This is a genomic window from uncultured Formosa sp., assembly GCF_947500765.1.
In the GTDB taxonomy this organism is placed as follows: Bacteria; Bacteroidota; Bacteroidia; order Flavobacteriales; family Flavobacteriaceae; genus Formosa.
Genome location: NZ_CANMTH010000011.1, coordinates 92,674 through 116,281, shown reverse-complemented (window position 1 = coordinate 116,281; position 23,608 = coordinate 92,674). Strand labels below are relative to the sequence as shown.

The window sequence follows — 23,608 nt, the reverse complement described above, 5'->3', positions numbered from 1 at the left end:
TTCGGAATATTCACAGGTTCGTACCTTTTTGTTAATTTAGTTGCTAAACCACGCAACTAACCATACACAAAACCGTTACCCACAATTTGAGAAAATGACTTACAGAATAACAAAATTTGACCCAAAAAAGAGAAATGAAGAAGGGCATTTTCTGGATAATTCCGAATGGACAGCGATTAGCGACATAGGGAAATCTGAATATAGAAACGTGGATTATGAAGAATATGAACAAACAGAAACGGCATATGCGGAATCTATTAAACTTATTCTTGACGAAAAAAACATATCGAGTCTAAAAATTGACTCATTAGAATTACACGATTCGTTCGATGATTTTGAAAATTATAAAAAAGATGGTCGACTAAAGAATATTGATGTTGATTTTAATAATGAAATTGACATTTTGGAAAACGGAACTATTTTGAATTTAACGCAGATTCAAAAAATGATTCGCTTGATTTTAAGAGAAACTATTTGGATGAATTTACTCGAATCTGAATTTAAAATAACTTTCGGGTATGATTATTATATGTATGTTGAGTGTTCGGAATTAAAAAATTCGACCATAAATCGGATTGAAAAAACGGGACTTTTTGTCGAGCCAAATATGGGACAAAGAACAATTATAGTAACTGACGAAAATGGAAACGAAATATAAAAACTGTGGGTAACACCGTATATAATTTATTGCTAGTTCTAGCCTACTTGCGAAAGTCCTCGCGGACTTTCTTGGTCGGTAATTATTTACTAAATTAGGTGCTTAAACACGCCACAAACCATATACAACAACGTTGGCAGCAAATGATATGGAGCAATTTACTAAAATTAAAAGTTTCGAAATAGATAACGAAACATGTTTTGTATGTGGTAGAAAAGCTACTACCCGTGAACATATATTTCCGAAATGGTTACAACATAAATTTGATTTGTGGGATCAGAAATTAGTATTACCAAATGAAACCAAAATTTCATATAGACAATTAGTTGTTCCATGCTGTCCGAAATGTAATGGAGAAGTATTTGGGAAATTAGAAAAAGTTATCTCAAATGAATCAGAAACGGATTCTGACATTTGGCGTTGGGCTAATAAGATTCACTTTTGTTTGACAATAAAAGACAAAATATTTGAATGGGACAGAAAAAATCCAGGTTATAAAATAGGTGATGTTATTTCTACAAAAGATCCATTAGAACAAGCTAGACATTATCTGCATTGTGTTTCTGGAGATTTTAAATGTAGTCCAGACCCGTTTGGATCAGTCTTCAGGTTTAATTTTAAGCAAGAACAAAAGTTTAATTTTATCCATATAATAAATTCTAGTTCAATATTTATCTCATTAGGTAATAGAGCGTATATAGTCTTTATCAAAGATTGTCAATTTTTTAAAGACCATAAAGGTATAATGGAGGAGTATAACGAATTAATATTACGAGACTTAAAAATGAGTGACGTGTTATATTTTTATGCCAAAAACCTTGAGTATCTTGCTAGAACAACCGTGACTAATCCATTAATGATAAAAGAAGGAGAAATAGTTAAATTAGGTAGAGCTAGCATTAGAAAAATAGAACCAAAAAATACAGAATTATTAAAGGCTATTTGCAATCAATTTGGGATTAATCTAATAATTCCAGATTAAACATCAGCTGCTAACAATGCATATAAAAAATTGCTTAATTAAGTAAAATAGAATGTTTCTAAAACTAAAAAAACTTAAATTTAAACATCGTAAAATTACGTTTTCAAAAACGCAACTTTCCATATTCTAACACGTTGTGCATAATTTGACCAAAAATGAAAATATTTACTTTCATACTAATATTTAGCTTTTCGATTGGCTATTCCCAAACAGCGGAATATGGAAAATTGACGAAAAAATCTGAATATAAAATTTATCTGACCAAAATTGGAGATACTTTAAAAGTTGGAGATACTTTAACAATTGGAATTCCAACATCTGATTTAGGATTTACTTATATTTCGCAAGGAGGACAAAGAGTTTCAAACACATTAGCTGATAAAAAAGTGATTGTGGATAAATTAAAAACTTATGGGACGAAAAAAAATGGATATAAAGTGTATGCGCATTTTAAAGGCCATGGACTTATTCCTGTTTTAATTGATTATGATACAGCATTGGAGCTTGGAGAAATAAAAAACCTGAATGGAAAATTAACGAAAGAAGCTGCTATTTCAAAATTGAAAGAAGCAAAAGAATTATTAGAGTTAGGAGTAATAACTCAAGCGGATTATGACAAATTAAAGTCCGAAATGACACCACTAATCCTGAATTAATAAAAAAACTATGCAGAACATCGCATAAAAATAATGCGTAGTTTAGTGCTTAATCAAGCGTTCGTGCATTTTTGTTACATCTGATTTTCCTGCGGAAAATCCTCGCTCACAAAACCACACTAATCTTATACAAAACCGTTGTAAAACATTTGAACAAAATCACAAACTGAATTGGGAACTTGGGGAACAGCCATAAAAAGTAACGATACTTCAGCAGATATTTATGCTGACTTTTTTGATTTATATAATGAAGGAAAAGAACCGACAGAAATCAAAGAGAAACTAATTTCGGACAATCCAAACGGAGAAAATGATTTTTGGTTTGCTTTGGCACTAGCTCTTTGGGAAACTAAAAGCTTGCCGACTGATATTCTTGAAAAAGTTCGTGAAATAATCAAAAGCGAATCTAACTTAAAAGTTTGGAAAGAACTTGACGCAAGCGAATCGGATATTAAGAAAAGAAAAAATGTTCTTGAAAAGTTTTTAATTAAATTAGAGTCCGAAAAAGCTAAACCAAAAGCAAGAAAACGAATTTCCAAAAAAGAACCAATCTTTAAAAAAGGAAGTTGTTTAACATTCAAATTGGAAAATGGTAATTATGGTGGTGGAATCGTTTTGGAATCTGATTTTGAAACAGGTTTTGGCTATAATCTAATCGTTTCAACCCGAATAAACCAAGAAAACAAACCAACGATTTCGGATTTTAAAAAATGTGATGTTTTAGTTGCAAGTTTTGGGAACTGGAAAGAGGAAACCAAAATTACTTGGTATTTGCCAAAGATGTTTAAAAAAGACTTTTCAGAGCTATTTGAAAATATTGGAGAAATTCTTGTCGAACGGAATTACATGCCAAACGGAAGTGAAATAAGAGCGAGCTTTTCAGCAGGCTGGCAACATATTATTGAACTAATAAATCAACAATTTGAATACGAAAAAACGAACGGAATAACAAAATCCTTTTCGATTTACAAATTGATTAAACGAAAAGAATGGTGGCAATTTTGATAAAAAACGTGTTACAACACCGTGTATAATTAATGGCTGGTTCTAGTCTGCTTACGAAAATCCTAGCGGAATATTCTGTTCTGTTTTTATTTACTAAAATAGGAATTTAAACTATCCCCAAACCACCCCTAAAATAAAAAAGCTGTCTATTATTAAAATAGACAGCTTTTTTGTTGTTTAAATGTATAGTAGACTATACTATTCTGTAATTACCCAATCCCCTTTTGCTAAAAGCGGTTCGGCTTGTTTGTACTTCACGGTTTTACTTTCGCCATTCATTACATTCTTGATGGTTACTTTATCGTTTCTACCAATTTTTGGTCTGTCACGAACTATGGTTTCTACAACTTCTGGCTGACGTTGCGTTTGTCCTGCAGCTCTACTTTCTGAAGCACGTTCATCTAAATTAGGAATTTCTTCTTTAGATGTTTTTATATTTTGTTTCTTAGGAGCTACTTGTTTCGCTTCGCTAATCGCATTTGTATCTTCGCTAGGTAATTCTCCTTTAAATAAGAATGAAATAACATCTTTATTAACTTGAGCAATCATCTCTTTAAACAATTCGAAAGCTTCAAACTTATAAATTAATAATGGATCTTTTTGTTCGTGCACAGCTAATTGAACAGATTGTTTTAACTCGTCCATTTTACGTAAATGCGATTTCCAAGCATCATCAATAATGGCTAGCGTAATATTCTTTTCAAAATCTGTAATTAATTGTTTTCCTTCAGTTTCATAAGCTTCTTGTAAGTCTGTTACAACTTGTAGTGTTTTTACACCATCTGTAAATGGTACAACAATACGCTTAAATTTATCGCTTTGTGTTTCGTAAACGTTTTTAATAATAGGGAATGCTAGTTCTGCATTCTTAGCCATTTTAGTTTTATAAAAAACCAAAGCAGCTTTATAAAGTTTACCAGCAATATCCTGAACAGTTAATTTATTAAATTCTTGTTCGCTTATAGGATTGTTCATAGAGAAGTAACGAATTAATTCGAATCCGAAATTCTTATAATCGTTTGCTTCTTTATTTGTTTCAGCAATATTTTCTGCGGTATCAAAAATCATATTTGCTAAATCTACACTAAGACGTTCTCCGAATAAGGCATGGTGACGACGTTTGTAAACCACTTCACGTTGTGCGTTCATAACATCATCATACTCTAATAAACGCTTACGAACACCAAAGTTGTTTTCTTCAACTTTTTTCTGAGCACGTTCTATAGATTTAGAAATCATTGAATGCTGAATGACTTCACCTTCTTCTAATCCCATTTTATCCATCATCTTTGCAATACGCTCAGATCCGAATAATCGCATTAAGTTATCTTCTAATGATACATAGAATTGTGAACTTCCTGGATCTCCTTGACGACCCGCACGACCACGTAACTGACGGTCTACTCGACGAGAATCGTGACGTTCTGTACCAATAATGGCCAAACCACCAACTTTTTTAACTTCGTCTATTAATTTAATATCGGTACCACGACCAGCCATGTTTGTTGCAATTGTTACTTGTCCAGGCTTACCTGCTTCTGCAACAATATCGGCTTCTTTTTTATGTAATTTCGCGTTCAATACATTATGTGGTACTTTACGAATGCTAAGCATTTTTCCTAAAAGCTCACTAATTTCAACATTGGTTGTACCAATTAATATTGGACGACCAGCTTGAGATAATTTGGTAACTTCTTCGATTACCGCATTGTATTTTTCACGCTTAGTTTTATAAACTAAATCTTCTTTATCTTCTCTTAAAATAGGACGGTTAGTTGGTATTTCTACAACATCTAACTTGTATATTTCCCATAATTCTCCTGCTTCAGTAGTTGCTGTACCTGTCATACCTGACAGTTTGCGGTACATTCTAAAGAAATTTTGAAGTGTTACCGTTGCAAATGTTTGTGTCGCAGCTTCAATTTTTACATTTTCTTTAGCTTCAATGGCTTGGTGTAATCCGTCACTATAACGACGACCATCCATAATACGACCTGTTTGCTCGTCTACAATCATTACTTTGTTTTCCATGACCACATATTGATTGTCTTTTTCAAATAGGGCGTAGGCTTTAAGTAATTGATTTAAGGTATGAATACGTTCAGATTTTATTCCGAAGTCTCTAAATAAATCTTCTTTTTCATTTGCTTCTTCTTCAGCAGGTAAACCTTTTGCTTCAATTTTAGCCATTTCAATACCAATTTCTGGCATGACGAAAAAGTCAGGATTGTCTTTTCCAGAAAGGTATTCAACACCTTTATCTGATAATTCAATCTGATTATTTTTTTCATCTATAACATAGTACAACGCTTCGTCTACCTTAGGCATCTCGCGGTTGTTATCTTGCATGTAATGATTTTCAGTTTTCTGAAGTAATTGTCTAACGCCGTCTTCACTTAAAAACTTAATTAACGCTTTGTTTTTAGGCATTCCACGGAAAACACGTAACAATTTTAATCCACCTTCTTTAGTGTCGCCTTCGGTAATTAATTTTTTTGCTTCAGCGAAAACACCTGTTAAATACTTGCGTTGTACAGAAACGATGTCTTCTACCTTAGGTTTTAATTCTGTGAATTCGTGACGGTCTCCCTGAGGAATTGGTCCAGAAATAATTAATGGGGTACGGGCATCATCAACTAATACAGAATCGACTTCATCGACAATTGCAAAGTGGTGAGGGCGTTGTACCAAATCGTTTGGTGAATGCGCCATATTATCACGTAAATAATCGAAACCAAATTCGTTATTTGTTCCGTAAGTAATATCGGCGTTGTATGCTTTTTTACGCGCTTCAGAATTAGGTTGGTGGTAATCGATACAATCGATACTTAAACCATGAAATTGAAAAATAGGCGCCATCCATGCGCTATCACGTTTTGCTAAGTAGTCGTTTACAGTTACAAGGTGTACCCCTTTACCAGCTAATGCATTTAGGTACATAGGTAAGGTTGCAACCAATGTTTTTCCTTCCCCTGTTTGCATCTCTGCAATTTTACCTTGGTGCATGGCAATACCTCCAATAAGTTGTACATCGTAATGCACCATATCCCATGTAATGGCTTTTCCTGCTGCATCCCAAGAGTTTGCCCAAATGGCTTTATCGTCTTCTAAAACAACGTAATCTTTAGTTCCAGATATTTCTCTATCAAAAGCACTAGCTGTAACCGTTATATTTGTATTGTCTTTAAAACGTTTTGCTGTTTCTTTAACAACAGCGAAGGCTTCTGGAAGAATCTCGTTTAATACATCTTCTGTTGCGGCATAAGAATCGTCTTTTAATTTATCTATCTCTTGATAAATATCTTCACGTCTGTCTATGTCTTCAGTATTATTAGCTTCTTCTAAAAGGGTTGCAATCTGATCTTCGAAAGGTTTTCTCCCTTCGGCAATTTTAGCTTTAAAAAAAGCCGTTTTTGCTCTTAATTCGTCATGCGATAAAGCTTCAAGCGCTTGCTCAAAGGTTTTAATTTTATTTACTAAAGGCATGATGGCTTTTACATCTTGCTTGGATTTATCTCCAACAAATACCTTAAGTACAGAATTTAAAAAATTCATCCGTGTGGGTGTTAATGGTTGTATTAAGTTTTAACTTAATAGATACAGTTATGTACTTTAAATGCTATTAAATATAGGATTCAAATATACGTTTTGTTGTTATGTTTAATAAAGAATAGCACAAAAAAAAGCCTCGATACGAGACTTTTTAACTTTTCTTTATGTTATACTAATATTCATCCTCGTTCCAGAGGTAGTCTTCATCCGTAGGATAGTCTGACCAAATCTCTTCAATGGAGTCGTACGAATCGCCTTCATCTTCAATGGATTGTAAATTTTCTACAACTTCTAATGGAGCTCCAGTTCTAATTGCGTAGTCAATCAGCTCATCTTTAGTAGCTGGCCAAGGCGCATCGCTTAAATATGATGCTAATTCTAATGTCCAATACATCTGTAATTCGTTTTTATTTTTTGCAAAAATAATTTTTTAGTTTAAATAGTCAAGAAAAAAATGAATTATTTCATCATTAAATTAAAGAACGCTTTATTTTTCTAAACATTTTGACTTAAAGCGGGTTAACATTTCCTTGCTAATTTATTTTTAGTGTTTCTCAGGAATCCACTTTACTTCATCTGCTTGTAAGTCATGAGACAACTTTCGTGCCAACACAAAAAGGTAGTCAGAAAGACGGTTTAAGTAAGTTAATGTTTGTGGATCTAGAGGCTCAATGTCATTTAATTCTGAAGCCAAACGTTCTGATCTACGGCATACGCAGCGTGCAATGTGACAGAATGACACAGTTTGATGTCCGCCAGGTAACACAAAATGTGTCATTGGTGGTAATTCTGCATTCATTGTATCCATTTCTGTTTCTAACAGAGTAATATTAGCATCATCTATTTTAGGAATATTTAAACGTTCCTTTCCGTTTTTTAAAATAGCTTTATCTGGAGGTGTAGCTAGCATTGCTCCAAGCGTGAATAAACGGTCTTGTATAGTAATTAAAATGTCTTTATAAGCAGGATTAATGTCTTGGTCGCGTATAAGACCAATGTAAGAGTTTAGTTCATCTACGGTACCGTAACTTTCAATACGTATATGATGTTTAGGTACACGTGTGCCTCCAAAAAGTGCAGTTGTACCTTTGTCGCCTGTTTTAGTATATATTTTCATGTAATGAATGCTTAAATTAAATTGTGCTAATAGTTAGCACAATTCAAAGTTACATGTAAAAATTAGGCTTTAAAAATGAATTAAGATTTTGATTTGTGTGTTTATCCTGCTACAATAATTTTTTCGTTTCTAGTATCACTTTCAATAAGCCCATCACGTAAACGAATAATTCTATGTGCATGTTCTGCTATTTCTTCTTCGTGAGTTACCAAAATTACTGTGTTGCCTTGCTTATGGATGGTGTTAAAAAGCCCCATAATTTCTACAGACGTTTTAGAATCCAAATTTCCGGTAGGTTCATCTGCTAAAATAATAGATGGTTTATTCACCAAAGCACGACCAACAGCAACACGTTGTCTTTGTCCTCCAGAAAGCTGATTTGGTTTGTGGTCCATTCTATCTGCTAATCCAACTTCGGTTAAGACCTCTTCTGCACGCTTTGTTCTATCTGCTTTAGAGTAGCCAGCGTACACCATAGGTAAAGCAACATTATCTAGTGCAGTTGTTCTTGGTAGTAAATTAAAGGTTTGGAATACGAAACCAATCTCAGTATTTCTAATATCTGCCAACTCATCGTCTGTCATTTTACTAGCATCTTTACCGTTTAAGATATAGGTTCCTGCTGTAGGCGTGTCTAAACAGCCTAGTAAATTCATTAGTGTCGATTTTCCAGAACCCGATGGTCCCATAATAGCAATATAATCGCCGCGTTTAATGGTTAAATCGATGCCTTTTAAAACATGAACGGTTTCTTGTCCGAGTTTAAAATCGCGAATAATATTGGTGATTTCTATGACGTTATCCATAAAACTAATGCTGATATTGGTTACTGCAAGATACAGGAATTTTTATAAGAAATAAGACGCACGACTTTATGTTTTGTTACACTTTAAATGAAGAAAACAATAAATTTAAATAGAAAAAGTTATAATCTGATAGTGAAATGTTCTTTGACTTGCTCTTTTCTAAAAAACACAAAACCATATTGAAAGGTGTCTACAGTAACGTTTACTTTCGGGTGCTGTTTGATGATTTTCCAAGCTTCAGTCATCCCTTTAGACCAATAAATATCGTCGAAAATGAAAACAGTGTTGTTGTGAATATTAGGTAGTAATAATTCAAAATAGGCCAACGTAGCGGCTTTGTTATGATTGCCGTCAAATAAAATAAAATCGTAAGTATTTTTGTTTAATAGAGGAATTACTTTGCTGAAATCTCCAACTAAAATTTCAGCATTATTAATGTTTTTTTCTTTTAGATTCTGTGCTGTGAATTTTGCTATTTCCGGGCAACCTTCAATAGATGTAATGTTTCCGTTTTTGCAGCCTAAAGCAATAGCATGAGTAGATATTCCTAAAGATGTTCCTAACTCTAAACTGGTTGTAAATTTAAAATATTCGGCTAAACGATATAATAATTTGGCACGTTTTAAAGATGCTCCAGAGTTTTTGGCTATACTTTTTATGCTACGGGTATTATTTTTTGTATACACAGAACCTGTGCCTAAATCTGTAATCTCAATGAGTGTATTGGTTTTTAAAAGCGCCTTTTTATAGTTGGTAATTAACGTATAATCAGCATATTTTTTTTTGTTGTAAAAACATTGAGTAACCAAGTCGTAAACAAAAGGGGAGTGCACCCCATGCTGATTAGTAGAGCGTTTTAAAAATTTTATATATTCTAGAATTTGATGAAGCACTATCTTAGTAATCGCGATTTAAACTATTCTTCTATTTTAGCTGCAAGTTCAAACCAACGTTCTTCTTTTTCATCTATCTCCTGAATTAATTTTTCTAATTTTGCAGAGAGTTCGTTAATTTTATCTTGAGAAAGGTCTGGATTTGTAAACTTGGCTTCTAATTCTGTTTTATCAAAAGCTAACGATTTTAGTTTGCTTTCTATATTATTGTATTCCTTTTGTTCGTTATAAGATAATTTTGTGCTAGAATCTTGTTTCCAATTCTTTTTTTCTTTTTTATCCTCTGAAGTAGCTATTTCTGGGCTGTCTTCGTAAGATCTGAAATCACTATAGTTTCCAGGGAAATCTTCAATAACACCTTCGCCTCTAAATACAAAAAGGTGGTCTACAATTTTGTCCATAAAGTAACGGTCGTGTGTTACAACTAATAAACAGCCCGGGAAATCTAAAAGAAAATCTTCAAGTACGTTTAAAGTAACAATATCAAGATCGTTTGTAGGTTCATCCAAAATTAAAAAATTAGGGTTTTGAATAAGTACGGTACATAAGTATAAACGCTTACGTTCACCACCACTAAGTTTTTCTACAAAATCGTATTGTTTTTTTCTATCGAATAAAAAGCGTTCTAAAAGTTGTTGCGCACTAATTTGTCTTCCCTTTTTAAGCGGAATATAATCTCCAAATTCACGAACAACATCTATAACTTTTTGTTCAGGTTTAACAGTAATACCTGCTTGGGTGTAATATCCAAACTTTACCGTTTCTCCTAAGGTAATTGTACCACTATCTGGTAAAGCTGTTTCTGTTAGTATATTTAAAAAGGTTGTTTTTCCTGTTCCGTTTTTACCAATAATACCTACACGTTCTCCGCGTTGGAAATTATATGTAAATCCGTTTAAAATGGTTTTGTCATCAAACGCTTTTTTAACGTTGTGTAGTTCTACAATTTTGTTTCCTAAACGTTCCATGTTGAGTTCTAACTCAACTTGATGATCTTTTCGGCGTTTGCTTGCGCGTTGTTTTATATCGTGAAAATCGTCTATTCTAGATTTCGACTTTGTAGTACGTGCCTTAGGTTGGCGACGCATCCAAGTTAATTCCTTTTTAAAAAGTTGTTTTGCTTTACCCGTTTCTACTGTTTCTTGAGTAATTCTTGCTTCTTTCTTCTCAAGGTAATAGGAGTAGTTTCCTTTGTAACTAAACATTTCACCTTGATCTAATTCTATAATTTCATTACACACACGTTCTAAGAAAAAACGGTCGTGAGTTACCATAAATAAGGTCATGTTTTCTTTTGCAAAAAATAATTCTAACCACTCAATCATTTCTAAATCTAAATGGTTGGTAGGTTCATCTAGAATTAATAGGTCGGGTTTGTTAATTAATGCATTTGCTAAAGCTAAACGTTTTTTTTGTCCTCCAGAAAGAGTGCTTACTTTTTGAGAGAAGTTGTCTAATTTTAATTTAGATAAGATTTGTTTGTATTGCGTTTCAAAATCCCATGCATTATAGCGATCCATTTGTTCGAAAGCCTTCTGGTAAGCATCCGCGTCTTCTGTATTATGTAAAGCCGCTTCGTAATTTTTAATAACTTTTAAAATATCGTGATCACCATCAAAAATAGTGTCTTCTACCGTTAAATTTGGGTCTAAGATTGGTTCTTGTGGTAAAAATGAAACGGTAATGTCTTTTCTAAAAATTATTTGTCCAGTATCTGGCTGATCAAGTCCTGAGAGAATGTTTAGAATCGATGTTTTTCCTGTTCCGTTTTTAGCTACAAAAGCAACCTTTTGGTCTTTATGTATACTAAATGACAGGTTTTCGAACAACGTAAGTTCTCCGTAAGATTTAGCTATATTTTCTACTGTTAAATAATTCAAGTGTTTCTTTTATTTTATAATTGATTTGCAAATATCCAAAAAGTAAACGATTAGTTTTTATATTCCTGTCGAAAACTTATATTTGTCGCTAAATATCTGCACTTTTTTCATGACCAAATTTTTTATATTCACTTGTGTTGTATTATGTCTTTCAGTTATGGGATGCGTTCCGCTTAAAGAAATGGTGTATTTACAACCTTCAGAAACAGCAGCCGATTCAATATCTAAAGTCGTTGCTGCTCAGGCACCTTACCGTATTCAGGTTTACGATATTTTAAATATTCGTGTAAAAGCATTAGATCAAGATGCTGTACAAATTTTTAACCCGATGGGAGAAGATTTGTTAGATGCTAATAGTGAGGAACGTGCCTATTTTGATGGCTTTACAGTAGATTTACATGGAGAAATAAGAGTGCCCGCCTTAGGCCGTATTAATGTATTAGGCTATACCACCGAAGAAATAGAAAAGATTTTAGAAAAAAAATTACTTGAAGAGCAGTTTAAAGAAACAGCAAATATTTTTGTAACCGTTAAACTCACAGGTTTACGTTATACGGTTAGTGGGGAAGTAGAATCTCCAGGAACAAATACGTTATTTCAAGATCGGGTAAATATTTTTGAAGCTATTGCTAATGCTGGAGAAATACCAATTACTGGAGATAGAAAAGATATTTTAATTATTAGACAATACCCGCAGGGGCAAAAAATTCATCATTTAGATATTACACGCGAAGATGTTATGAGTTCGCCGTATTATTACATACAACCTAATGATGTTATTTACGTTAAACCTCTTCCTCAGAAATCTTGGGGAACTGGAGAAACAGGGATGCAAACCTTAACTACTATTGCAACAATAATTACACTAGGAACCACAACTTTATTATTAATAGATCGCTTATAACGAATGACACAGTACGAATATGATGATCAGGACCAAATGGAATCTGGAGGAATGACCTTCGATTTTAGAGGGTATTTATTTAAAGTTCTTAATCTTTGGAAGCTGGTATTACTATGCATAGGAGCCGCTTTAATTATTGCTTATCTTATAAATGTAAGAAAACAAAACATTTACAGGTTAGATTCTCTAATTACAATTGAAAATGACCAAAATCCATTTTTTACAGCCAATACTAGTATTTCTTTTAACTGGGGAGGTGTTTCTGGTAAAGTAGGAAAAGTTATTACGTCTTTACAAACTCGAACTCATAATGAGAAAGTTGTAGACTCTCTTTTGTTTTATATTGATTATTTAAAACAAGGAAAATATAGAAAGGAAGATATTTATAAAGATGCCCCTTTTTATGTTGAGATAGATCAGAAACAAGGTCAGCTTCTAAACCAACCACTTGGAATACGTTTTATAAACGATACACAGTTTGAAATTTTTAACGAATTTGAAACAGCTGATGCGACAATGCAGTTTTACGGCGATAAACACACAGCATCTGTAAGCTTACCATTAGGGCCTTTTAAAGAAGCGTTTACAATAGGAAAACCTGTTGTATTACCATTTGCTCATTTTACTCTATTTACTAAACCAGAGAAAACTATTGCTAATAACTCTGAATATTTTATAAAGTTCTTGAATTTTGATCAGGTTGTCGATAATTATAAAAATGCGGTTAAGACAGAACCCTTTTCAAAAGAGTCTTCTTCCGTTTTAAAATTATCATTATCAGGTCATAATAAAGCAAAAATTGTAGATTATTTAAATGCAACATCGGCTATTTTAAGTCGCACAGAATTAGAACGTAAAAACCTTTATGCAACAAACACGATTAGGTTTATAGACAGTAGTTTAGCTAGTGTTAATACAAGTTTAAAAGATGTTTCTGAAGAGATGAATTCTTTTAGAAAGCAAAACAAAGTGTTTGATGTAGATGCTGAAATGACTGAAGTATCGTCTCGTTTGCGTGAATACGAGATGGCAAAAGAGATGGAGCAAACTAAGCTTAGCTACTTAAATGCTTTAGATGATTATTTGCGTACTAAAACAAATTACATCAACATTGCAGCACCTTCTTCTGTAGGTATTGAAGAACCAAATATTCAACAAAGTGTAGGGAAAATTACGGCTTTGGCGATAGAACGTCAGAGTTTAGAATACACAATGAAAGAAGGTTCTAATTTATTTAAAGATCTTGATCGTAGAATAGATGCTGAAAAGCGTGTATTATTAGAAACTATAGATGCTACAAAAAGAACAATACGATTACAATTAAACAGCATTCAGCGTCAAGCAGCAAATCTAGAATCTAAATTAAGTAATTTACCAGAAGATCAGCAACAATATTTAAAAATTCAGCGTAAGCTAGATATCAGTCAAGAGGCTTATAATATATACATGGCCAAACGTAGTGAAGCGGCTATTGTTAAAGCTGCAAACATTTCAGACATTACCTCTATAGATGATGCTAAAGATATTGGTGGCGGATTAATTGGACCAAACAAATCGCTTAATTACATGATGGCGCTTATGGTTGGCTTCTTTTTACCAATGTTAATAATTTTTATTATTTATTTATTAGATAGTACTATACATGGTTCTGATGAGGTTGAACGATTGTCTCGTATTCCTATTTTAGGACTTATCGGAAAATATAAATATCATAATAATCTTGTAGTATTTGAAAAACCGAAATCGGCTGTAGCAGAATCTTTTAGATCAATTAGATCTAGTATGCAGTTTATCTTAAAAAAGCAAGATACAGATCAAAAATTAGGAAAAACCATTATGGTAACGTCTTCGGTGAGTGGAGAAGGTAAGACGTTTACATCCATTAACATGGCTACCGTTTATGCTCTATCTGGTAAGAAAACCATATTGTTAGGATTAGATTTACGTAAACCTAAAATTTTTGGTGATTTTGAAATCACTAACGAACGTGGAATGGTAAATTACTTGATAGGAGAACATTCTTTAAAAGAAGTTACAAGTCATACCAATGTTGGTAATTTAGATGTTATTCCTTCGGGGCCGGTACCTCCAAATCCATCAGAATTACTAATGAGTGATATGATGACCGATTTAATTGCTCAACTTCGTACAGAATATGATATGATTATTCTAGATACACCACCATTAGGATTGGTAACAGATGCTTTGCAGTTAACTCAGTTTGCAGATGCTACAATATTTATGGTAAGATTAGATTATACCAAGAAAGGGATGTTATCTTTAATCAATGCCAAATACCGTATGGGTGAAGTTAAAAACATAAGTTTTGTATTGAACTTTTATAAACATAAAAGTAATCATAATTACGGTTATGGCTATGGTTACGGTTATGGCTACGGCTATGGTGTTTACGGAAATGCATATCACGAAAAAGATAAAAAGAGTGGCATTGCAGGTAAGTTAAAACAACTTATCAAAAAAATATAGTTATAGAGCCATGCTAACATTTGTCTTTAAAATTACACTTTGTAATATTTTTTGAGTGTGCATGGTGTCTTGTTGCGGAATTAAAAAGCGCTCTAAGTCTTCTGTATGCATAATTTGTTCTGTAGTGTCTATAAACCCATATCCTTTATAAAACCCATCTTTAATTAAAATAAAGGCAGATTCTTCTTGATGTCTGCCTGTTTGTTTTAATACAATTTCTTGATTACTATTTTTAATAGATTCAATAGCTTCGTTCACTCTTAAATTATACATTTTAGCAGATTCTACCTGTTTACAAATACCTTTACAATCATTAATAGAATAATGAGAACATGCTGAAGCGCCTTCTTGTAAATGACAATATTTTGGGCATAAATTAAAAGCTTTACAATAGTGTTCCAGTTGCTGTCTGCAATCTGTTATTGAATAGTAAATTTGAAGTGGGTTAGGAGTAGATTTTAGAGTGTTGTATGCTAGGTGTTTAACACCGTCTCGATCTTCGTAACTAAATATAGCAAAGGCTTTTGGATTGCGTTTTGAAACCTGATTATATTCTGGATAATGTGCTTTTATAGCTGCATCTTCCATAAGCGAAGCAATTAATTCGCTACCCGATAATTCAAAAGTAATGTCTGCAGTTTCTCTGCAAAGATTCATTTCTTTATCCGATTTATTGTAAAAATGACTTAAAACACGTTTTTTTAAGTCTTTAGCTTTGCCAACATAAATAACAGTTCCTTTTTTGTTTTTAAAAAAATAAATTCCAGGCTCGTTAGGAATAGCGTTAAAAACAGCACTTGGTAAATTTGGTGGTAAAGTAGCTTCCTTAGAAGATGGTTTTAAGAAGTCTTTAAAAACTGTTTTAGCCTGTTCTTTAGCTAATAACATTTCAAATAAAATAACGGTAGCTTCTGCATCACCTTTAGCACGGTGTCTGTCGTAAACGTCAATATTTAAGGCTGTACATAATTTACCTAAACTGTAAGATTGATGTCCAGGAATTAATTTTCTAGACAATCTAATCGTACATAATTTTTTTCGTTTAAAATCAATATCAAGTGCTTTAAAAGAATTTCTAATAATGTTATAATCAAAATTTACATTATGGGCTACAAAAATAGAATCTTCAGTAATATCAAGTATATGTTGTGCTATTTCTGAAAACGTTGGTGCATCGGCAACCATTCTATTGTCTATTCCGGTTAGTGTAGTAATATAAGGAGGGATTTGAGCCTCTGGATTGACTAAAGACGTGAATTCCTCAATAATTTGCGTGCCATCGTGTTTTAAAATGGCAATTTCGGTAATCTTATTTCCGCTACCATTGGTTTCAATATCTATAATTGTATACATTATTGTATCATTTTTTCTAAAGCTTTTAACTCTACTCCAAGCTCGTTAAACATTCGTATTATACTACTTATTTGTAGTTCATGTTCGTCATATTCTTGCGTATTTATACAACACGTAAATTCCCATAATTCTAAAACGTCTTGGGCGGGCACTAAATAGGGATTGTAAGTTTTATTATCTGAGACTAAAAGTAAGCTATTATTATCTTTTATTTGATTATAAACACGTTTGTAAACCATCCCTTGAGAGTTTGTTAAAACCACATAGGTGCGGCCGTTTTGTATATCTCTAACATTTTCAATAAAGCGGCCTACAACAAAAGAACCATCTTTTAATGGTAACATAGAATCTCCTTTTATAGGAAATGCTCTATGTTTTCCAGTAGGTAAAAAAGGAAGTTTTATTTTTTGTAATTGATCTATATATTCGGGGTCGTCGTAACCATTTAAGTAACCCGCAGATGCTTTTACAGGAACAACTTCTATTAAATCGTCGTCTTCTAAATCTATAACCATAGGGAAAAGGATTCTGTTTTCTCCTATTTTTAAAAATGAGCCGTCGTTAGTTTTTGTTAAATCTGTACGCAATAGTAGGTCTACGGGAAGTTTGAAAAAATCAGAAAACACAATAAGCATGTCTATTGAAGGTTCTGAACGCCCTTCCTCATAAGATCCTATTCTAGATCTTGTAATGCCAAGAGATTTAGCAAGGGCTTCTTGGGAGAGTTTTTTAAGCGTCCTTAAATGTCGAATATTAGCAGCAATCATAAACAAATAAAATTATACGTAAAAAAACGATTGGTTTATATAGTAGTAATTATTGATTGTAAATGTAGCGAAATATTGTTTCTGAAAAAATAAAAATATAATTAGAAATGCAGTGTTTGTGCTAAAAGAATGTATAGCGTTAACTTGTTTTAAATGGTTTGATTAATGGGTTGATTATTAGTGTGTAATGTTTGTATGCCTTTTTAATAAATTATGGTTTTAACCAAAAAAAAGAGCCAAATGGCTCTTTTTTAAATATTATTTTTTTTCTTCGCGATGTCTTTTTTTGTATTCTTCGAATAATTTTCGTCTAAAATCGTCTTCTGCTTTTCTAAGAATGATTATTTTTTTAGCAGTAATAATAGGCTTTAAATCGTTTACATATTGATTGTATAAATGACATCTTTTGTCGTTAGATTTTAACATGTCATTTAATAAGTCGTTGGCTTCGGTTTCAGATAAGTCTTCTAATTTTATATCTTCTTTACGTTGCATTTTCATTTCGTTACGTAAGTCATTATTTTGCTTTTCGTATGCGTTGTATATGGGCCAAAATTTTTGAGCTTCAGTTTTAGATAAATTTAATTTTTCTGTAATAAAAGCTATTTTTAAAGTCTTAATTTTTTCATCCTTAGTCTGTGCAAATATGTTTACACTACATAGGGCTATTAGTAAAATGAGATATCCTTTTTTCATAAATTAATTTTTAATAATCTAGAAGGTCTTCTAGATTGGTTTCACTTTCTATATAGTGATCTATATTAGCATCGCTTATTGTACTATTTAAAATGTCACTTTCAAAAACATCTGAATCGGTTATTAATGTAGACATTTCTGAAGCATCTAATTCTTCTCTTAAAATAAAAGATTCTAATGTTTCATTATTTATAGAACTAATGGTATACGTTTGATTTTTTGAAAAAGTAAGGGTAAATATAAGTACTAAACTTGCAGCTATGCTAGCGGCGTAAAACCAAGGTTTTATGTTTAAGGTTCTTACTTTTGTGGTCTTTTTATTTACTGTTTTATTATAAATTTGATCCTCTAAAGTATCAAAATAATTATCAGGAATTTTAAAACCGTGGCTTTGGACTTTCTCTTGCAGTCTAGCCTCGTTTAAAATAGAGTCTTCAAGATTAGCAAAGTAATCTTTAGGTATTTTAAAACCAGTATTCTTGTCGTTATGTAAGTCTTTCAGTTTCATCTTAATGTTTAGACTGTGTTTTTATGCAATGGTTTAATCGTGAGTTAAATAGTCTTCAATTTTTTTTGTAGCCAAATGGTAAGAGGCTTTTAAAGCGCCTTCGCTGGTGTCTAAAATTTCAGACATATCTTTATATTTTATATTTTCAAAATACCTCATATTAAATACTAATTGTTGCTTCTGAGGTAATTTAGCAATTGCTTGTTGTAATTTATATTGAATTTCGTCTCCTTCAAAATAAACATCAGATTGTAAGTGGTTTAGTGCTAGTTGTTGTGCCTCTTCGTTTGTGATTTGTAAAAGTTTTGCTCTTTTATTAATAAAAGAAATAGATTCATTTGTCGCAATTCTATATATCCAAGAGTATAATTTACTATCTCCGTTGAATGAATTTATGTTTCTAAATATTTTTATAAACGTATTTTGTAACACATCGTCTGTGTCGTCGTGAGATTTTACAATATTACGGATGTGCCAATACAGACGCTCTTTATAAAGGCGAATAAGGTCTTTAAAAGCAGAATCTCTGCTAGCATCAGATTTTAGTCGCTCTAAAAGTTGAGACTCGTTAATCATTCGTGCGTTTTAACATTAGACTCTATAAGGTATTAAAAGTTTAATTTGAAAAAGATAAATTTCTGAATAAAGTTATAAAAAGGGTCATAAAAAAAGGATAAACAAGTTGTGTTATGTTTATCCTTTTACTTTAATTGTTTAGCCTATGCGTTATTCAAAACTTTGCATGTGTACCAATTTATTGTAAACATTATCTTTTTTTATTAACTCGTCGTGTGTGCCTTGTTCTACAATTTCTCCTTTTTGCATAACCACAATAAGGTCTGCACTTTGGATGGTTGATAAACGGTGAGCGATAACAATAGAGGTTCTGTTTTTCATCATATTCTCTAAAGCATCTTGTACTAAGCGTTCGCTCTCTGTATCTAGGGCAGAAGTTGCTTCATCTAAAATCATAATCGGAGGATTCTTTAAAACGGCACGGGCAATACTTAAACGTTGCTTTTGTCCGCCAGATAATTTATTACCTGAATCTCCAATATTAGTTTCAATTCCAAGTGGTAAATCTTTTACAAATTCCCAAGCATTAGCAATTTTTAGAGCTTCAATGATTTCTTGGTCTGTAGCGTTTTCTTTTCCTAAAAGAATATTCTGTTTAATAGTATCGTTAAACAAGATGGAATCTTGAGTAACTAAGCCCATTAAACTACGAAGCGACTGTTTAGTTAAATCTTTAATATCTTCACCATCAATAGTAATGGTTCCATTATTAACATCGTAAAAACGGGTAACTAGATTCGCAATTGTACTTTTTCCGCTACCAGATTGCCCCACAAGCGCGACACTTTTTCCTTTCGGTACTTTTAAGGTGAAGTGTTTTAAAACCATCTCATCGTCATATTTAAATGAGATATTATTTAAAGTAATATCGCTTGTAAAGTCCGATTTCACCTTAGCGTTAGGTTTGTCTTCTAAAACAGAATCTGTATTTAAAATTTCTAAAACACGATCTGCTGCAGCATTACCTGCCTTAACTTTATAACTGGCTTTACTAATGTCTTTAGCAGGTGTTAATATCTGGTAAGCTAGGGCCATATAGGTTATAAAAGCACCACCAGATAAGGTTTTTTCAATTAAAACCATACTTCCTCCATACCATAATAAGGCAGCAATAGTAACAATACCTAAGAATTCACTGGTTGGAGAAGCTAAGTTTTGTCGGTTTAAAAGGGTGTTTGAAAAATGATAGAAACGATTGGTTGAATCTTGAAACTTATCATTAAACTTTTTTTCAGCATTAAAACCTTTAATCACTTTTAATCCACCTAAAGTCTCTTCTAAAGTAGAAATAAAAACGCCTTGCTCGGTCTGTACTTTATTTGATTTACGTTTTAAACTTTTTCCTATTCTAGATATAATGAATCCGGCTACAGGTATAAATAAAAACACAAATATGGTAAGTTTAGACGAAATGGTAAACATAGTTATTATAGCAAAAACTATGGTTAAAGGTTCTTTTACAATAAGCTCTAAAATAGCAAGTAAAGAATTTTTAACTTCGTTCACATCTCCCGAAATACGAGCAATTATATCTCCTTTTTTCTTTTCAGAATAATAAGAAATGGGTAAGGTAATAACCTTGTCGTAAATGGCGTTTCTTAAATCTTTTAAAACACCATTTCTTAAAAATGTAATTGAAAATAAAGCTAAATAATTGAATATATTTTTAAGTAAGAATAAACTAATTATTAATACAATCATGTAAAAAAGAGTGCGTTGCGGCCCTTCGTTTGCATTAGTTGTAGTGACAAAATAGTTTAAAAAATCTTCACCATACGCTTTTAAATGCGTAATACCTTGATAAACTGGTTTTACGGTTACCCGTTCCGTTTCTCCAAATAAAACATTAATCATAGGCATTAAAGAGACCATGGCTAAGGTGCTAAAAAATGCATATAATATGTTGAAGAAAATATTAAAGTAACCGTATTTCTTATACGGAATTATAAAGCGTGATAGTTTTTTTAAATATTCCATTAACTAAGCTTCATATCTTTTATAATTGCATCAATTTTAGCTTCAAGTTTTGCTTCTGTAGCTTTAAAATTGTCTGTGCTGTCTAACGGGGTATTTGCGCTAATGTAAAATTTAATTTTAGGCTCTGTCCCACTTGGTCTTAAGGCTACTTTACTACCGTCTTCAGTGTAATAAATAATAACATTAGATTTTGGAATATCGATAGTTTCTTCTTTTCCTGTAGCTAAGTATTTAACTGTTGATGTTTGATAATCTTCTACACTTACAACCTTAGCCCCATTGATTTCTGATACTGGATTTTCACGAGCATCAACCATCATTTGAGTGATTTCTTGAGCACCTTCAATACCTTTTTTAGTTAATGAAATTAAACGTTCTTTATATAAGTCGTGTGCTACATAAAGATCTAACAAGCTTTGGTACATAGAGCTACCATCTGCTTTTGCTTGTGCTGCAATTTCGCAAGCCAATAGGGTAGAGGTCACAGCATCTTTATCACGAACAAAATCGCCAACTAAATAACCAAAACTTTCTTCACCACCACCAACATACGTTTGCTCAGGGAAATCTTTTATCATTTTAGCAATCCATTTAAATCCTGTAAGACCAATTTTATAATCTACATCGTAAGCTTTTGCTAATTGGTGCATCATTGGTGTAGAAACTATTGTAGAAGCGATAAATTCGTTGCCATTAAGTTTGCCTTTCGCTTTCCATTGTTTAAGTAAGAAATCGGTCATTAGTAACATGGTCTGGTTTCCGTTTAATAAAACCATTTCACCATCTAAATTACGAACAGCAACACCTAAACGGTCACAATCAGGATCTGTACCAATAACGATGTCCGAACCTGTTTGTTCTGCTAAATCTAAAGCCATTTTTAAAGCTTCAGGCTCTTCTGGGTTAGGCGATTTTACGGTTGGGAAATCGCCATTTGGCACTTCTTGTTCTTTTACAATATGTACGTGATTATAACCTGCACGTTTTAAAGTTTGAGGTACAGACGTTACAGATGTTCCGTGAAGCGGTGTAAATACAACATTTAAACCTTCTCTAGCTTCTGGAGTTGTGTAGCTTCCGTTTTTAATAGATGCTTCAATAAAGGCATTATCTACGTCTTTACCAATATAATGAATAAGGTCTGCGTTTTCGTCAAACTTAATTTCAGAATAATCTAAGCTGTCAATAACGTTTACTATTAAATCGTCATGTGGAGGAACCAATTGGCCGCCATCTTGCCAGTATACTTTGTATCCGTTATATTCTGGTGGGTTATGAGATGCTGTTAATACAATACCACAGTGGCAATCTAAATGTCTTACAGCGAAAGATAATTCTGGAGTTGGACGTAAATCTTCGAAAAGATAAACTTCTATATTATTTGCAGAAAATACATCGGCAACTACTTTTGCTAATGTTTTACTGTTATGTCTACAGTCGTAAGCAATGGCTACTTTTACCGTTTCGCCGGGGAAACTTTTGTGCAAGTAATTGCTTAAACCTTGAGTGTTTTTTCCTAAAGTATATTTGTTAATTCGGTTTGTACCAATTCCCATTATACCTCGCATACCACCAGTTCCAAACTCTAAGTCTTTATAAAAACTTTCTTTTAAATCTGTTGGGTTATTTGCTATTAAGTCTTTAATGTAGGTTTGTGTGTCTTCATCAAAGGCAGGTGTTAGCCATGTATTTACGCGTTCTAATAATTCTGGTTCAATGTAAATCATAATATTTTTATTATATGGTCAGTAAAAATAATTAATTCGTTAAATGGTAATGATTAATGTTGCGTTAAATTCTTTCAATTTTCGTTTAAATTTAACTCACTTTTAATGTTGTATCTAATTCGGTTTGGTTTAGATCTTAAAATAAGTTCTCCTAAAAAGCCAGCAACAAAAAACTGAGTACCAAGAATCATTGTGGTTAAAGCAATATAAAATTGCGGACGATCTGTTATGAGTCTACCATGCGGATTTAGGAAAATTTTATCAATTCCTAAATATACAGAAAATCCGAAACCTATAGCTAACATTATTGCTCCTAAAGCACCAAAAAGATGCATTGGGCGTTTGGCAAAATGCGATATAAACCAAATGGTAATGAGGTCTAAAAAGCCATGAATAAAGCGATCCATACCAAATTTGGTTTCTCCATATTTACGAGCTTGATGTTGTACAACTTTTTCTCCGATATTATAAAATCCTGCATTTTTAGCTAAAAGCGGAATGTAACGATGCATTTCGCCATTAACATCTATGTTTTTTATAACCTCGTTTTTATAAGATTTGAGTCCGCAGTTAAAATCATGAAGTTTTACTCCAGATGTTTTTCGTGCGGCCCAATTAAAAAGTTTTGAAGGTAAATTTTTAGATATTACAGAATCGTAACGTTTCTTTTTCCAACCTGAAACCAAATCAAAATTATCGTTAATAATCATGTTGTAAAGCTCAGGAATTTCTTCAGGATTGTCTTGTAAGTCGGCATCCATAGTAATAATGACATCGCCTTTAGCTTTTTCAAAACCAGCATGTAAGGCTTGCGATTTACCATAGTTGCGTAAAAAACGAATGCCTTTAACTTCAGTATATATATTAGATAATTCTGAAATTATAGTCCAAGAGGTGTCTGTACTACCATCATCTATAAAAATAATTTCGTAAGAAAAACGATTGGACTGCATGACTTTTGCAATCCAATCGTATAATTCTTTTATAGATTCGTGTTCGTTAAGTAGTGGTATGACTACTGATATATCCATGTATGCGTTTTAAACTCTTAAAAGTTCAAAAAT

At 32.5% G+C, this 23,608-nt stretch carries 20 protein-coding genes; 6 read left to right on the top strand and 14 right to left on the bottom strand.

Features of this window, described 5'->3' with window-relative positions; translation table 11 throughout:
• Positions 1–94 precede the first annotated feature (94 nt).
• The 4 genes from Q1B05_RS16240 (at position 95) to Q1B05_RS16225 (ending at position 3,301) form a co-directional block, all read left to right on the top strand.
• Entirely contained in the window at positions 95–658 is a 564-nt protein-coding gene (locus Q1B05_RS16240; protein ID WP_299782051.1) for a hypothetical protein, read from the top strand.
• Between the two features lie 133 nt (positions 659–791).
• Positions 792–1,640 (top strand): hypothetical protein, encoded by an 849-nt coding sequence (locus tag Q1B05_RS16235; protein WP_299782049.1) that lies wholly within the window; start codon positions 792–794, stop codon positions 1,638–1,640.
• Positions 1,641–1,795: 155 nt separating this feature from the next.
• Positions 1,796–2,296 carry a hypothetical protein gene (locus Q1B05_RS16230; protein WP_299782047.1) on the top strand — a complete coding sequence of 167 codons (501 nt, stop codon included), beginning with the start codon at positions 1,796–1,798 and terminating at the stop codon, positions 2,294–2,296.
• A 171-nt stretch (positions 2,297–2,467) separates the two neighbouring features.
• A complete protein-coding gene (locus tag Q1B05_RS16225) occupies positions 2,468–3,301 on the top strand; it encodes a hypothetical protein (protein WP_299782045.1) in 834 nt (277 codons plus the stop codon).
• Between the two features lie 198 nt (positions 3,302–3,499).
• Here the strand turns inward: Q1B05_RS16225 and secA are convergent, their stop codons facing one another.
• From secA to Q1B05_RS16195, 6 genes are all read right to left on the bottom strand, one after another.
• The gene (gene secA, locus Q1B05_RS16220; RefSeq protein WP_299782043.1) at positions 3,500–6,856 is read right to left on the bottom strand and encodes a preprotein translocase subunit SecA; all 3,357 of its coding nucleotides are present in this window, start codon (positions 6,854–6,856) and stop codon (positions 3,500–3,502) included.
• A gap of 169 nt (positions 6,857–7,025) precedes the next feature.
• A complete protein-coding gene (locus Q1B05_RS16215) occupies positions 7,026–7,247 on the bottom strand; it encodes a DUF2795 domain-containing protein (RefSeq protein WP_019387375.1) in 222 nt (73 codons plus the stop codon).
• Between the two features lie 150 nt (positions 7,248–7,397).
• Positions 7,398–7,970 (bottom strand): cob(I)yrinic acid a,c-diamide adenosyltransferase, encoded by a 573-nt coding sequence (locus tag Q1B05_RS16210; RefSeq protein ID WP_299782042.1) that lies wholly within the window; start codon positions 7,968–7,970, stop codon positions 7,398–7,400.
• 101 nt (positions 7,971–8,071) lie between these two features.
• The gene (locus tag Q1B05_RS16205) at positions 8,072–8,776 is read right to left on the bottom strand and encodes an ABC transporter ATP-binding protein (RefSeq protein WP_299782040.1); all 705 of its coding nucleotides are present in this window, start codon (positions 8,774–8,776) and stop codon (positions 8,072–8,074) included.
• A gap of 119 nt (positions 8,777–8,895) precedes the next feature.
• Positions 8,896–9,669: a class I SAM-dependent methyltransferase gene (locus Q1B05_RS16200; protein WP_299782038.1), complete on the bottom strand. Its 774-nt coding sequence runs from the start codon at positions 9,667–9,669 to the stop codon at positions 8,896–8,898.
• A gap of 23 nt (positions 9,670–9,692) precedes the next feature.
• On the bottom strand, positions 9,693–11,549 hold the full coding sequence (locus Q1B05_RS16195; RefSeq protein WP_299782036.1) for an ABC-F family ATP-binding cassette domain-containing protein: 1,857 nt from the start codon (positions 11,547–11,549) through the stop codon (positions 9,693–9,695).
• 181 nt (positions 11,550–11,730) lie between these two features.
• On the opposite strand from Q1B05_RS16195, the gene Q1B05_RS16190 reads away from it, so the two are divergent.
• Together Q1B05_RS16190 and Q1B05_RS16185 are read left to right on the top strand one after the other, a co-directional pair.
• Complete coding sequence (locus tag Q1B05_RS16190) at positions 11,731–12,453, top strand: polysaccharide biosynthesis/export family protein (RefSeq protein ID WP_299782034.1); 723 nt, start codon at positions 11,731–11,733, stop codon at positions 12,451–12,453.
• A gap of 3 nt (positions 12,454–12,456) precedes the next feature.
• Entirely contained in the window at positions 12,457–14,940 is a 2,484-nt protein-coding gene (locus Q1B05_RS16185) for a polysaccharide biosynthesis tyrosine autokinase (protein ID WP_299782032.1), read from the top strand.
• Here Q1B05_RS16185 and Q1B05_RS16180 read toward each other — a convergent pair whose 3' ends face one another.
• The 8 genes from Q1B05_RS16180 to Q1B05_RS16145 all read right to left on the bottom strand — a co-directional run bounded on the left by Q1B05_RS16180 (position 14,941) and on the right by Q1B05_RS16145 (position 23,575).
• Positions 14,941–16,296, bottom strand: a complete 1,356-nt coding sequence (locus Q1B05_RS16180) for an exonuclease domain-containing protein (protein WP_299782059.1) — start codon at positions 16,294–16,296, stop codon at positions 14,941–14,943.
• Entirely contained in the window at positions 16,293–17,066 is a 774-nt protein-coding gene (locus Q1B05_RS16175; RefSeq protein ID WP_299782030.1) for an XRE family transcriptional regulator, read from the bottom strand. The genes Q1B05_RS16180 and Q1B05_RS16175 overlap by 4 nt, the downstream gene beginning before the upstream one ends.
• Positions 17,067–17,318: 252 nt before the next feature.
• Positions 17,319–17,756, bottom strand: a complete 438-nt coding sequence (locus Q1B05_RS16170; protein WP_299782028.1) for a sensor of ECF-type sigma factor — start codon at positions 17,754–17,756, stop codon at positions 17,319–17,321.
• A gap of 10 nt (positions 17,757–17,766) precedes the next feature.
• Positions 17,767–18,264 (bottom strand): hypothetical protein, encoded by a 498-nt coding sequence (locus Q1B05_RS16165; protein ID WP_299782026.1) that lies wholly within the window; start codon positions 18,262–18,264, stop codon positions 17,767–17,769.
• Between the two features lie 33 nt (positions 18,265–18,297).
• Positions 18,298–18,840: an RNA polymerase sigma factor gene (locus Q1B05_RS16160; RefSeq protein ID WP_299782025.1), complete on the bottom strand. Its 543-nt coding sequence runs from the start codon at positions 18,838–18,840 to the stop codon at positions 18,298–18,300.
• A gap of 150 nt (positions 18,841–18,990) precedes the next feature.
• Entirely contained in the window at positions 18,991–20,817 is a 1,827-nt protein-coding gene (locus Q1B05_RS16155) for an ABC transporter ATP-binding protein (RefSeq protein WP_299782023.1), read from the bottom strand.
• Positions 20,817–22,544 carry a phospho-sugar mutase gene (locus Q1B05_RS16150; protein WP_299782021.1) on the bottom strand — a complete coding sequence of 576 codons (1,728 nt, stop codon included), beginning with the start codon at positions 22,542–22,544 and terminating at the stop codon, positions 20,817–20,819. Before Q1B05_RS16150 ends, Q1B05_RS16155 begins: the two co-directional genes overlap by 1 nt.
• A gap of 74 nt (positions 22,545–22,618) precedes the next feature.
• Complete coding sequence (locus tag Q1B05_RS16145; protein ID WP_299782019.1) at positions 22,619–23,575, bottom strand: glycosyltransferase family 2 protein; 957 nt, start codon at positions 23,573–23,575, stop codon at positions 22,619–22,621.
• Positions 23,576–23,608 lie beyond the last annotated feature (33 nt).